The organism is Methylobacterium sp. J-090 (assembly GCF_022829345.1).
Taxonomy (GTDB): domain Bacteria; phylum Pseudomonadota; class Alphaproteobacteria; order Rhizobiales; family Beijerinckiaceae; genus Methylobacterium.
On the sequence record NZ_JAKSXV010000097.1, the window covers coordinates 13,862 to 26,292 of the forward strand.

Sequence of the window (12,431 nt, forward strand, 5' to 3'; positions counted from 1 at the left end):
TCGGGACAAGCGCCGGCTCAATCCAGCCGATATCCCACCACCCTCGCAGACCTCCCCATCGTCGCCTTCGTCTGCCTCATGCTCAAACAGGCCGCTCAACTCGCGGCTGGTCCATAACAACCTCTAGATTTTGAGTATCAGGCAAGTGGACGATGGCCAGATACTCCAAGATACTTCCAAGAGCCGTTCAGACTCAACGCCGATGCTCCAACGCCTAAGCTGAATCCGCCTACATTTTGCACCGAAAAAAATGGCTTGTTCGTTTCCGGAAGTTTTGGACCCGCCGATATATACATTGGTCCCCAGCCAACTGCCGCGCCGACGCCCATAGTTGCTAGAAAACCACCTGTTCCATGTAGGTCCAGAACACTAAACGGCTGGCTCAGCCCCTGCCAGCCACTACAATCGATGCTCGACCAGTCATCGTCGTCGAGAGGGGCGCCCGTGGCATTTCCTCCTAGCCCTTTTCCAGTACCTGCCAATTGAAATCTGGCTGCAACATCTGCTGATTTACTGAAGAAAACAAATCGCGCTATACCTGCCGAAATTATTATTCCCAATGCTCCTATACCTGTGCAAACGACTTGCCAGTCATCTGCCTTTTTTTGAATCGCGGATGCGCTACCCATGCGACCACTCCATAGCGAAAGCTCAATCGATCACTACGATAATAAGATCGGCAGCGCGGATCAAGTCCAAAAACAGTCCAAAAACAGGCCAATGAAGTCGATGGTGCTCCGTTGCGGACGTGGCGCATAATAAAAAATTCCTAATGCGCTTCTTGATTGTGCTTTTTGAGCATGGATGGGTGTTGAATTTCAGTCTAAATCAGAAATTCGTGGATCATATTTTCTATTCATAGTATGGATCAAAGCAGTCGGTAATAGCGAACAGCCCTCGGATGACGATGCGAGGAATTTTTTTCCTCGCACGGATCCTCCTCCACCAAGGTTTCTCCTCAACCAGGGAGGAACCACAGACACTCCCGCCAAGCCGAACTCAAGTCGAACTCATGGGTCCCGAGCTTGGTGGAGGCGTGAGGCTTCAAGCCGACAGCCCAGCCCAGCCCAGCCCTTGACGCCCTGCATCTGTCGCAGGCCCAGTTCGCCCTGCGGTTCGGGCTGGAGGAAGCGACGGTCAAGAACTGGGAGCAGGGCAAGTCGAAGCCGAACGCCACGGCCATGACCCTGATTTGGACGATCCATCGCCACCCCGAGGCCGTCGTGGATGCCCTTGCCATGGGCGGCACGATCGAGGAGGGCACACCTCCGGCCTTCTGAGCGGAGCGGGAACGCGTGCGTCGGCCCTGCGCCATGTCCGTGCCCCTTGATCCCGGCGCTTTGGCCGGCGCCTCTCACTCCAGCCGCTGTCCCAGCCGCCCCGCCAGATCCTGAATGTACTGGAACGCCGTGCGCCCCGAGCGCGAGCCCCGGGTGGTCGCCCATTCCAGCGCCTCGGCCCGCACGGTGTCGGGGTCGGCCGTCAGGTCGTGCCGGGCGACGTAGGCGCGGACCATGGCGAGGTACTCGTCCTGGCTGCACTTGTGGAAGCCGAGCCACAGACCGAAGCGGTCGGACAGCGACACCTTCTCCTCCACGGCCTCGCCGGGGTTGATGGCCGTGGAGCGCTCGTTCTCGACCATGTCGCGGGCGAGCAGGTGCCGGCGGTTGGAGGTGGCGTAGAACAGCACGTTGTCGGGCCGGCCCTCGATGCCGCCGTCCAGCGCCGTCTTCAGGGACTTGTACGAGGTGTCGTCGCCGTCGAACGACAGGTCGTCGCAGAACACGATCCAGCGATGCGCGTCGCCCCGCAGGGTCGCCATGAGGTCGGGCAGGGCCTCGATGTCCTCGCGATGAATCTCGACGAGCTTCAGCGGGCGGGCGTCGCCCCGGGCGGCGTTGATCTCGGCGTGCACGGCCTTCACCAGGGACGACTTGCCCATGCCGCGCGCGCCCCACAGCAGGGCGTTGTTGGCCGGCAGGCCGGCGGCGAAGCGCCCGGTGTTCTCGGACAGCGTGTCGCGGGCCCGGTCGATGCCGGTGAGCAGGCCGATGGCGACGCGGTTGACGCGTTCCACCGGGATCAGCCGGCGCTCGGGCCCCCACAGGAAGGCGTCGGCCGCCGTCACGTCCACCGCCGGGCGGGCGGGGGGCGCGGCGCGCTCCAGGGCGGCGGCGATACGCTCCAGCACGGGCAGCAGATCGGGGTGAAGGGTTTCGTGCGGGGCCGGGTCGGTGGGCGTCGTGGTCATGGAGTGTCTCCGGGCGGGCGCGACTTCTTACACCAGTCGGTGCGGGCGGATCGCCGTCCGAAACGCTTTTCGTCGGAGGAATTCTAGAGGCGGCGCGGGTCCCCTCTCCTGGAAGGAGAGGGAGCCGGTCGCGTCTCTTCGAAGGCAAACATCGTTTTGCCGAGCGCTTCAGGAGACCAAATCGTCCGAAAGATCAGCGTGCCTGAGGGGAGGGGGGTTGCGCCGCGCTCCGTTTCGCCCCAGGCCCACGCCGTTGCTTTCACTTAGGCCGTGGCTATAGTCCGCGCGCTTTTTCGACAGGCCCGCACGCCCCCTCGCCCGAGGGGTTCGGGGCCGTATCCTTGAGGAGTCACGCGCTTGATCACCCCCGCCTTCGCGCAAGGGGCCGCCGCGGCCGCTGGCGGAGCGGACATCGCCTTGCAGGTGGTGCCGTTCGTCCTCATCTTCGTCATCATGTACTTCCTGATCCTCCGCCCGCAGCAGCGCCGCGTGAAGGAGCATCAGAGCATGGTCAAGAACGTGCGCCGCGACGACACCATCGTCACCACCGGCGGCATCGTCGGCCGCGTCACCAAGGTCGCCGACGACGCCTCGGAGATCGAGGTCGAGATCGCGCCCAACGTCCGCGTCAAGGTCGTCCGCACCATGATCTCGGAGGTCCGGGTCAAGGGCGCTCCGGTCAAGGCCGCCTGACACCACGCCTGAGGATGCCGGCGGAACCGCCGGCATCGCAACAAGAACATGGAACGGGCGGATGCTGCGCTTCTCGCGAACCAAGATCGTCACGACGCTGGCCGTCATCCTCATCGGCCTGAGCCTCGCCGTGCCGAGCTTCTTCTCGCCCGAGCAGCGCCGGGGCTTCATGGCGTCCCTGCCGGGCTGGTTCCCGAGCTGGATCGTGCCGACCCGCGCCATCGTGCTCGGCCTCGACCTGCAGGGTGGCTCGCAGCTCCTCCTCGAGGTCGACCAGAACGAGCTCGTGGCCTCGCAGGCCAAGGCGCTCCGCGACGACGTCCGCCGCATCCTCCAGCAGGAATCGGCCCGCGCCGAGGGCGGCATCCAGCTCTTGCCGCGCGGCGTCCAGATCCGCATCCCGGACGCGGCTTCGCGCGGAAAGTTGCTGCCGAAGCTGCGCGAGCTCGCCCAGCCCATCGCCAATCCGCTGGTCGGCCAGGGCGCCGGCCGCACCCTCGACATCACCGAGCAGCCCGACGGCCTCGTCCGCCTGACCCTGACCGATGCCGGCATCACCGAGCGCACCCGCCGCGCCGTGAGCCAGGGCATCGAGGTCATCCGCCGCCGCCTCGATTCGACGGGCACCACCGAGCCGTCGATCCAGCAGCAGGGCGCCGACCGCATCCTGATCCAGGTGCCGGGCGAACAGAACCCCGAGCGGCTGGAGAAGCTCCTGGGCTCCACCGCCAAGCTCGAGTTCCGCATGCTGGCCGACTCGCCCAGCGGCGACGTCGACCTGCTGCCGTCCAAGGACGAGAAGGGCGCCAAGGTCCCCGTCGAGCGCCGGGTCATGGCCGATGGCGGCGACCTCACGGACGCGCAGCCCGCCTTCGACCATCAGACCCAGGAGCCGATGGTCAGCTTCAAGTTCAACCTGAAGGGCGCCCAGCGCTTCGGGCAGGCCACCGCCGAGAATGTCGGCCGCCGCATGGCCATCGTGCTCGACAACGAGGTGGTCTCGGCGCCCCGCATCAACACGCCGATCACCGGCGGCTCCGGGCAGATCACCGGCAACTTCACCGTGGCCCAGGCCAACGACCTCTCGGTGCTGCTGCGCGCCGGCGCGCTCCCGGCGAAGTTCACGGTCGTCGAGCGCCGCGTCGTCGGCCCGGGCCTCGGTCGCGATTCGATCCAGGCCGGCAAGCTCGCGACCCTGGTCGCCGGCGCGCTGGTCATCGTGTTCATGTTCGCCACCTACGGGGTGTTCGGCTTCTTCGCCAACATCGCCCTCATCGTCCATGTCGGCCTCATCCTCGGCCTGATGTCGGTGCTGGAGGCGACCATGACCCTGCCGGGCATCGCCGGCATCGTGCTCACCATCGGCACGGCGGTGGATTCCAACGTGCTGATCTACGAGCGCGTGCGCGAGGAGGTCCATGCCGGGCGCTCCATCGTCTCGGCGCTTCAGGCCGGCTTCGACAAGGCGTTCGCCACCATCATCGATTCGAACTCGACCATGGCGATCGCCGCCCTGATCCTGTTCTTCCTCGGCTCCGGCCCGGTGAAGGGCTTCGCCGTCGTGTTCATCCTCGGCATCCTCACCACGGTCATCACCGCCGTGACCCTGACCCGCATGATGATCGCCCTGTGGTACAATCTCGCCCGGCCGAAGGCCTTGCCGTTCTGAGAAGCTTTGCCGTTCTGAAGAGAACCTCCGTTCGGCCCTGACACCAATCCGAGACCGATCATGCGTCTGCTCCGCCTCTGGCCCGACGAATCGCATTTCGACTTCATGCGCTTCCGGCGGTTCACCTTCCCGCTCTCGGCGTTCATGTCGGTCGCCACCGTGATCCTGTTCCTCACGGTGGGCCTCAACTTCGGCATCGACTTCAAGGGCGGCACCCTCGTCGAGCTCCAGGCGAAATCCGGCACGGCCGATGTCGGGGCGGTGCGCCATACGGCCAACGGCTTCGGCTTCGGCGAGACCGAGGTGCAGGAACTCGGCGGCCAGGGCACCATCCTGGTGCGCTTCCCGCTCCAGCCCGGCGAGCAGGGCCAGACGGCGGTGATGCAGAAGGCCCACGGCGCCTTCGACACCGAGTACGAGTTCCGCCGCACCGAGACCGTGGGGCCGCGCGTCTCGGGCGAGCTCGTCCAGTCCGGCACCATCGGCGTGGTGCTCTCGGTGCTCGCCGTGCTGTTCTACCTGTGGTTCCGGTTCGAGCGCGAACTGGCGCTCGGGGCCATCGTCGGCACGCTCCACGACATCGTGCTCACCATCGGCATCTTCGTCATCACCCGCATCGAGTTCAACATGACCTCGATCGCCGCGATCCTGACCATCGTGGGCTACTCGCTCAACGAGACCGTGGTGGTGTTCGACCGGACCCGCGAGCTGATGCGCCGCTACAAGACGATTCCCACCGTCGAGCTCCTCAACCTCTCCATCAACTCCACCATGTCGCGCACGGTGATGACGGCGACCTCCGCCTTCCTGTCGCTGCTCGCCCTGGTGCTGTTCGGCGGCGAGGCGATCAAGGGCTTCGCCGTCGTGATGCTGGCCGGCGTCGTCATCTGCACCTACTCGGCGATCTTCGTCTCGACGCCGGTGCTGATCTATCTCGGCCTCATGCTCTCGGGGGTGAAGGCGCAGGCCGCCCGGTCGGGCGGGCGCGTGCCGCAGGCGGCGGAGTAGCGATGGCCGCCGGCAGCCTCCACGACGGCTACGTTCCCGGCCGCCACATCATCGACGCCTACGGCAATGGCGGCTTCCGCTTCGCCGAGATGTCCCATCGCGGCTCGATCCTGGTGCTGCCGTCCGGCGTCCGGGCCTGGGACCCGACGGAGGCGAAGGCCATCGACCGCAACGCCCTCCGGCCCGTCGCGGCGGAGGGGGCGGGGATCGACCTCCTCCTCATCGGCACCGGCCTCGACATCGCGCCCTTCCCCGACAGCCTGCGGCGCTGGCTGAAGGAGGCCGGCATCGGCCTCGACGTGATGCAGACCGGCGCGGCGGCGCGGACCTACAACATCCTCATGGCGGAGAACCGCAAGGTCGCCGCCGCCCTGATCGCGGTGCCATGACGGACACGGACACCCGGGCCGGGACGGCGGGCGGCCTCGCCTTCGCGTTCGGGCATTGCGAGGCCCTGGTGAGGGCGGGCGACCCCGACCGCTACTTCGCCACCCTGTTCGCCCCGGCGGCGTTCCGGCCGCACCTGTTCGCCCTCATCGCCTTCAGCCTCACCATCGCCCGCACCCGCGAGGCCGCCTCGAACCCCATGGCGGGCGAGCTCCGCCTGCAATGGTGGCGCGACGCCCTCCAGGGCGAGGCGCGCGGCGACGTGAAGGCCAACCCCGTGGCGGCGGCGCTGGACGACGCCATCGTCAAGCGCAAGCTCGGGCGCCAGCCCTTCGTCGACCTCATCGACGCCCGCGTCTTCGACCTCTACGACGACCCGATGCCCCGGGTGAACGACCTCGAGGGCTATTGCGGCGAGACCGCCTCCGCCCTCATCCGCCTCGGCGGCCTCGTCCTGTGCGACGGCGCCGAGCCCGGGGGTGCGGCCGCCGCCGGCCATGCGGGCGTGGCCTACGGCATCACCGGCCTGCTGCGGTCCCTGCCGTGGCACGCGCGCGGCGGACAGGTCTATCTCCCGGCCGACATCCTGAAGACCTACGGCGTCACCCGCGAGGACGTGGTGACGGGCCGCGGCGGCCCCGGCCTCGTGCGCGCCTGCGCCGACCTCCGGGCCCTGGCGCGCCGCCACCTCGCGGCCTACGCGGCCGCCCGCGGCACCATCGCCCCCGCGGCACGGGCCGCCTTCCTGCCCGTCGCCCTGGTCGAGCCCTACCTCGCCGCCATGGAGCGCCCGGGCTACGACCCGCTCAACACCCTGATCGAGGTTCCGCGCTGGCGAAGGCTGTGGCGGTTGTGGCGGGCGTCCCGGGGGGCGTTCTAGAGCATGCCGCTTTTTCGCAGAACCGGCAGCATGCTCTAAGCTCTTGTTTTCGCATGATGTTTTCGGAAAACCGGCCTCCACTTTCCCGCATCATGCTCTAAGCCCAAGGGTTCGCGAAAAGGGGTCACGGGTTCCCCGTCGAAAACCTGCGACAGGCCAAGGCGCGACGCAGGGTGACGCGTTGGCGTGCCATCGCGCGTCCGCTTCGGGGACGCGGGCGCGTCTCGAAGGGAAGCCGGAGGGCCGCGATCGCCCTCTCCTGGAAGGTGGGGGGACCCGCGCCGCACCGCGTCTTCGAACGATCGGCCGTTTCGACCGACTTCATCACCCGGAAGCCGTATCGCTCGCGCCCGCCCCGGAGCGGACGGTCGATCCCGCGCCAGCGGAACGGGCCGCGCTGTCCGAGACGGCCGCGACGGCCGCTCTCAAGCGTGGCGTCGCGTGATCCACGAACGCGCGCAGGGCCGCGTTCCGCCGCGGGATCGGATGGAAGATCAGATGGATCGGCAGGGGCGCCGGTTCGAAGCTGCGAAGGAGCGGTAAGAGGCGACCGGCCTCGATGTGTTCGACCACCTGGTAGGCCATCACGCGGCAGATGCCATGGCCACGGAGTGCGGCGTCGATCGCCGCGCCCGCACTGTTGAGGGCCATGCGGGGCCGTATGGCCGTCGAGAACGGCCGGTGGCGATCCGACGCACGATCGATGAAATGCCATTGCTCGCGTTCGGTGCCTTCCTCCGTGCCGATGCACTGGTGCTGGTGAAGGGTGCCGGGCTTGCTCGGCATGCCCGCGCGCGCGAGATAGCCCGGTGCGGCGCAGACCAGCCGGCGCATCTCTCCGAGCCTGACGGCGATAAAGCCCGAGGCTGGCAGCGGTCCGAGCCGGACCGCGACGTCCACGCCCTCCTCGACGAGACTCACCAGACGGTTGAGCAGGATCACGCGCACGCTGACCCCGGCGTGCTCATCGAGGAAGGTCTCGAGCACGGGCATCAGGATGGCCCGACCGAACAGTTCCGGTGCGGTCAGGACGATCCGACCCGTGATCCGGGTGTCCGCATCGCCTCCATCCGCGTCGGCGAGTTCGGCCAGGATGCTGCGGTACACGGACGCCTGATGCTCGCCACGCTCCGTCAGCCGCAGGGCGCGGGTCGAGCGATGCAGCAAGCGTTCGCCCAGGCGCTCCTCCAGCATCGCCACCGCGCGGGTCACGGTCGCCGGTGAGTGACCGAGCCTGCGTCCGGCTGCGGCGAGCGAGCCCGCCTCGACGACCGCCACGAACACGGCCATGGCATCGAGGCGATCCATCGTTTCAGATCCTGCAATTCCGGTTTTCAATTGGCCCATCTTATTGCGCAACGCGCGAAGCGCTAGCTTCTGCCTCGGCAAGAGCGCGCAAGAGCGCGCAAGAGCGTGCAAGAGCGTGGAGGAGCGGTGACCATGACGGCGACCCAGGTCGGCGCGACGCGGCGCACGCTCCTCGCGGCGCTCGGCGTGAGCGTGGCCGCGATGCCGCTCACGACATCGCCCGTGCAGGCCGCTTCGCCCGTGCACGCCGCTCCGCCCGCGGGCGCTCCGCCCCCTCATTCCCCGAAGGAGAACGGCTCCATGACGGTCAGTTACGGCACCAAGCAGGTCGGCGAGGTCGGGGTGTTCTACCGGGAAGCGGGTCCGCGCGATGCGCCGGTGCTGCTCCTCCTGCACGGCTTCCCGACCGCGTCGCACATGTTCCGCGACCTGATCCCGCGCCTGGCGGACCGCTACCGCGTCATCGCGCCCGACCTTCCGGGCTTCGGCAACACGACGGCCCCCGGGCGTGGCACGTTCGAGTACAGCTTCGACCGTCTCGCCGAGGTGATCGAGGGCTTCGTCGATGCGATGGGGCTCAAGCGCTACGCCCTCTACATCTTCGACTACGGCGCGCCGACCGGCCTTCGGCTGGCGATGCGCCATCCCGAGCGGGTCAGCGCCATCATCTCGCAGAACGGCAACGCCTACACCGAGGGCCTCAGCACGGAATGGGAGCCGTGGCAGGCCTATTGGCGCGAGCCCAGCCCCGCGAACCGCGAGGCCTGCCGCGCGGCACTCACCGATGCGGCCATCCACGTCCAGTACGAGCACGGCGCGCCGGCCGGCCTCGTATCACCCGACGGTCTCACGCTGGACATGCACTTCATGCGCCGGCCCGAGGCCCAGGAGATCCAGCTCGATCTGATCCTGAGCTACCGCACGAACGTGGCGCTCTACCCGGCGTTTCAGGCCTACTTTCGTCGGCACCAGCCGCCGCTGCTCGCGGTCTGGGGGCGGAACGATCCCTTCTTCATCCCCCCCGGCGCCGAGGCCTATCGGCGCGACCTGCCCCAGGCGGAGATCCACTTCCTCGACACCGGGCACTTCGCGCTGGAGACGCACGCTGCCGAGATCGCGCGGCTGATGCGCGCGTTCCTGGAGCGGAATCCGTAACGCGACGTGTTCGTTTCTTCCCGCATGGCGTCCCGTATGGCGTCAGGTTCGCGCGTCCGGCCATGCATGTCGACCGAGTTCGGCGGCGGTCCCGAACGCTCGCCCGCACACAAGGGCGGCCCCCGAGTGAGCCGCCCAGTCCGCTCGCCGCGCTCAGGCGGCGCGGACGTGGCTGAGGAACTGCTCGATCTCCGCATGCAGGGTGTGCGACTGGCCGGCCAGGGCGTCGGCGGCCGTGGCGACGGCCGCGGCGACGTCGCCGGCGCCCTCCGCCGATTCCGCGACCTGGGCGATGTCGGCGGTGACCCGGTCGGTCCCGGCCGAGGCCTCGGACATCCGGCGCACGATCTCCCGCGTCGTGGCGCCCTGCTCCTCGATGGCGCCGGCGATGCCCGTCGTCACCCCGCTCATGGCGTGGATCTGCCCCGTGATGTCCGCGATCGCCTGGGCCGCCCCGCCGGTCGCCGCCTGGATCGCACCGATCTGCCGGCCGATCTCCTCGGTGGCCCGCGCCGTCTGCGAGGCCAGTTCCTTGACCTCGGTGGCCACGACGGCAAAACCCCTGCCGGCCTCGCCGGCCCGCGCCGCCTCGATGGTGGCGTTGAGCGCCAGGAGGTTGGTCTGGCCCGCGATGGTCGAGACGAGGCCGACCACGTCGCCGATCCGCGTCGCGGCCTGGGACAGGGCCGCCATGGTCTCCCCCGTGCGGGCGGCGGCGCCGACGGCCGTCGACGACATCCCGGACGCCTGCGCCACCTGCCGGCCGATCTCCCCCACCGTCGCGCCGAGCTCGTCGGCCGCCGCCGCCACGGCGTTGACGTTGCCGGCCGTCAGCTGCGCGGCCTGCGCCGCGCTGGCGGAGCGCTGCGCCGTGCCCGCCACGGCCTGCCGCATGGTGCCGGACGCGGCCTGCAGGCCGGTCACCGCGTCGGCCACGTGGGCGACGATCCCGCCGACCGAGCGCTCGAACCGGTCGGCGAGGTCGCGCAGCAGGGCGCGCCGCGCCTGCTCTTCCCGCAGGCGAACGGCCTCGGTGGTCTCGAGCTGGCGCGCGGCCTCCGCCAGGGACATGTCGCGGATCGCCACCACGGCCCGGGCGATGGCGCCGATCTCGTCGCGGCGGGCGGCGGCGGCCAGATCCACGTTCGTGTCCCCGTCGGCGAGGCGCGTGGCGTCGGCGGTCAGCCGGACCAGGGGCCGCGCCAGGGTTCCGGCGAGCCACCAGGCCATGCCCGAGCCGGCGAGGACCATGCCGGCCCCGAGGCCGAGCATCGCCCAGATCTTCCAGGCCGTCGCCGCGCGGGTCGCCGCGATCCCGGCCCGGGCATCCTCGGCGGAGAGGGCCACGGCCTCGTCGAAGCGGCTCCGCAAGCGCTGGCCCTGCCGGGTCATGCGCTCCAGGGTCGGGATCTCCCGGGCCGGACGGAGCCCGAGCAGGATTTCCGCGTCCCCGCGCCACCGCGCCGCCTCCCCCTCCGCCTCGCGCGACAGGGCCCGCATCCGCTCGGACAGGGCGGCGTCCGTCAGGCGCCCGAGCAGGGCCGTGAGCCCGTCGCCCGCCGCGCGGAACTCGGTGGCGATGGGCGCCATGTCGAGGAGGTCGGTCATGGCGCTCACCCGGGCCACCAGCTCCTCCATCCGGCGGAACCGGTCGCGGGCCGCCCGGCTCGCCTCGTTCGCCTCGGTGGTGCGCTCGGCGAGGTTCGCCAGGTCGCCCACGGCGCCGAGGCCGATGAGGCCGGTCACGCCGGACAGGAGGCCCGCCAGGACCATGAAGCCGAGGAGCGGAAGCAGGATCGTGTAGCGGATCGACATGAGGGCGCGGTCCCGTCTCAAGGCTCGGTTCGGCGAGGTCAGTTCGGCAGGTTCGGCAGGGCGGTCTGGGTCTGCTCGGCCGTGAGCGCCCGCAGGAAGGCGATCAGGTCCGCGCGCTCCCCCGCGTCGAGGCTGACCGGCCGCATCAGCGGCGACTTCGAGGGCCGCGCGAGGCCGCCGTTCTCGTAGAAGGCGACGATCTCCTCGAGGTTGGCGAACTGGCCCGCATGGCCGAAGGGCGCCCGGTAGGTCAGGTTGCGCAGACCGGGCGTCTTGAAGGCGTGCCGGGCCAGGGGCGCATCGGGCTCGAAGGCGGCGCGGCCGGGATCCTTCGTCGGGATGCCGAGGTCGTGGAACCTGTTGTCGGTGAAGTTCCACCCCGTGTGGCAGGCCGCGCAGCCGCCCTTGCCGGTGAACACCGCGAAACCCCGCTGGGCGGCGGGCGAGATCGCCGCCGCGTCGCCCTCGACCCAGCGATCGAACGGCGCCCAGCCCGACACCACCGTCCGCTCGTAGGTGGCGATGGCCGTCAGGATGCTGTCCTGCGTGACGCCGTCCCGAGGAAACAGCCGGCCGAACCAGGCCGCGTATTCCGGCGTGCCCTTCAGGCGGGCGATGATCTCGGGGAACTTGCCGTCCATCTCGGCATCGGCGGTGATCGGCCCCATGGCCTGGGTCTCGAGGTCGGGGGCGCGCCCGTCCCAGAACAGGATCGGAATCCAGGCCGCGTTCAGCACCGTCGGGGCCTTGCGCGCGAGGGGCTTGTTCGTCGCCCCGATGGCGCCCGGAACCGGGACCTCGAAGCCGAAGGACGGGTTGTGGCAGCTCGCGCAGCTCAGGTTCTGCTTGCCGCTCAGGCGCGGATCGAAGAACAGCATCTTGCCGAGCGTCGCCACCTGCGGTGAGAACGGCGCGGTCTCGGGGAACGGAATCGCCGTCGGCCGGCGATACTGTGCCTTCAGGGCGTCGATGTCGTTCGCGCTGGCGTGGAGGATTCCGAGCGAAAGGACGCCGGCCGTGAACGACACGGCTTTCTTCACCAACGACATGCCGGGTCCTTGCATGAGACTTCCGATGGAACGATCAGAAATGCGATATACTGTATGGATCACCTCATACTGAGAAACATTTTAAAGAACCGTAAAGTAAGAAATTCGAGAAAGGACGTTTGTCTTGTCGGATCATGACAAGAACAGATTTTCGGAGGGTGAGATTTCGGATCGACAGCGCTGGAATTCGCGTTGCATGCGATGAGCGAGGCGCGA

11 protein-coding genes and 1 pseudogene are annotated in these 12,431 nt (G+C 68.6%); 7 read left to right on the forward strand and 5 right to left on the reverse strand.

Translation table 11 applies throughout. The features are described 5' to 3' along the window. Nucleotides 1-137 precede the first annotated feature (137 nt). On the reverse strand, nucleotides 138-629 hold the full coding sequence (locus tag MKK49_RS19115; RefSeq protein WP_244031315.1) for a hypothetical protein: 492 nt from the start codon (nucleotides 627-629) through the stop codon (nucleotides 138-140). A gap of 459 nt (nucleotides 630-1,088) precedes the next feature. Between MKK49_RS19115 and MKK49_RS24850 the strand changes: the two are divergent. Further along, nucleotides 1,089-1,172 (forward strand): annotated as a pseudogene (locus MKK49_RS24850) (helix-turn-helix domain-containing protein); the annotation flags it as partial. A gap of 182 nt (nucleotides 1,173-1,354) precedes the next feature. On the opposite strand, the gene MKK49_RS19120 reads toward MKK49_RS24850, so the two are convergent. Next, on the reverse strand, nucleotides 1,355-2,251 hold the full coding sequence (locus MKK49_RS19120; protein WP_244031317.1) for an ATP-binding protein: 897 nt from the start codon (nucleotides 2,249-2,251) through the stop codon (nucleotides 1,355-1,357). 357 nt (nucleotides 2,252-2,608) lie between these two features. On the opposite strand from MKK49_RS19120, the gene yajC reads away from it, so the two are divergent. From yajC to MKK49_RS19145, 5 genes are all read left to right on the forward strand, one after another. After that, complete coding sequence (gene yajC, locus MKK49_RS19125) at nucleotides 2,609-2,944, forward strand: preprotein translocase subunit YajC (protein ID WP_244031318.1); 336 nt, start codon at nucleotides 2,609-2,611, stop codon at nucleotides 2,942-2,944. 61 nt (nucleotides 2,945-3,005) lie between these two features. Next, nucleotides 3,006-4,613: a protein translocase subunit SecD gene (gene secD, locus MKK49_RS19130; RefSeq protein WP_244031319.1), complete on the forward strand. Its 1,608-nt coding sequence runs from the start codon at nucleotides 3,006-3,008 to the stop codon at nucleotides 4,611-4,613. 60 nt (nucleotides 4,614-4,673) lie between these two features. Further along, on the forward strand, nucleotides 4,674-5,621 hold the full coding sequence (secF, locus tag MKK49_RS19135) for a protein translocase subunit SecF (protein WP_244031320.1): 948 nt from the start codon (nucleotides 4,674-4,676) through the stop codon (nucleotides 5,619-5,621). Between the two features lie 2 nt (nucleotides 5,622-5,623). Further along, the gene (locus tag MKK49_RS19140; protein ID WP_244031321.1) at nucleotides 5,624-6,010 is read left to right on the forward strand and encodes an Mth938-like domain-containing protein; all 387 of its coding nucleotides are present in this window, start codon (nucleotides 5,624-5,626) and stop codon (nucleotides 6,008-6,010) included. Further along, on the forward strand, nucleotides 6,007-6,888 hold the full coding sequence (locus MKK49_RS19145; protein WP_244031322.1) for a phytoene/squalene synthase family protein: 882 nt from the start codon (nucleotides 6,007-6,009) through the stop codon (nucleotides 6,886-6,888). The genes MKK49_RS19140 and MKK49_RS19145 overlap by 4 nt, the downstream gene beginning before the upstream one ends. 324 nt (nucleotides 6,889-7,212) lie before the next feature. Here MKK49_RS19145 and MKK49_RS19150 read toward each other — a convergent pair whose 3' ends face one another. Further along, a complete protein-coding gene (locus MKK49_RS19150) occupies nucleotides 7,213-8,196 on the reverse strand; it encodes a LysR family transcriptional regulator (RefSeq protein WP_244031323.1) in 984 nt (327 codons plus the stop codon). A gap of 300 nt (nucleotides 8,197-8,496) precedes the next feature. Here MKK49_RS19150 and MKK49_RS19155 point away from each other — a divergent pair, with 300 nt between their 5' ends. Then, nucleotides 8,497-9,351, forward strand: coding sequence for an alpha/beta fold hydrolase (locus tag MKK49_RS19155; protein WP_244031418.1), 855 nt, complete (start codon nucleotides 8,497-8,499; stop codon nucleotides 9,349-9,351). A 153-nt stretch (nucleotides 9,352-9,504) separates the two neighbouring features. Here the strand turns inward: MKK49_RS19155 and MKK49_RS19160 are convergent, their stop codons facing one another. Together MKK49_RS19160 and MKK49_RS19165 are read right to left on the reverse strand one after the other, a co-directional pair. Further along, nucleotides 9,505-11,166 carry a methyl-accepting chemotaxis protein gene (locus tag MKK49_RS19160; RefSeq protein WP_244031419.1) on the reverse strand — a complete coding sequence of 554 codons (1,662 nt, stop codon included), beginning with the start codon at nucleotides 11,164-11,166 and terminating at the stop codon, nucleotides 9,505-9,507. A 38-nt stretch (nucleotides 11,167-11,204) separates the two neighbouring features. Next, nucleotides 11,205-12,215 carry a cytochrome-c peroxidase gene (locus MKK49_RS19165; RefSeq protein WP_244031324.1) on the reverse strand — a complete coding sequence of 337 codons (1,011 nt, stop codon included), beginning with the start codon at nucleotides 12,213-12,215 and terminating at the stop codon, nucleotides 11,205-11,207. Nucleotides 12,216-12,431: the final 216 nt, after the last annotated feature.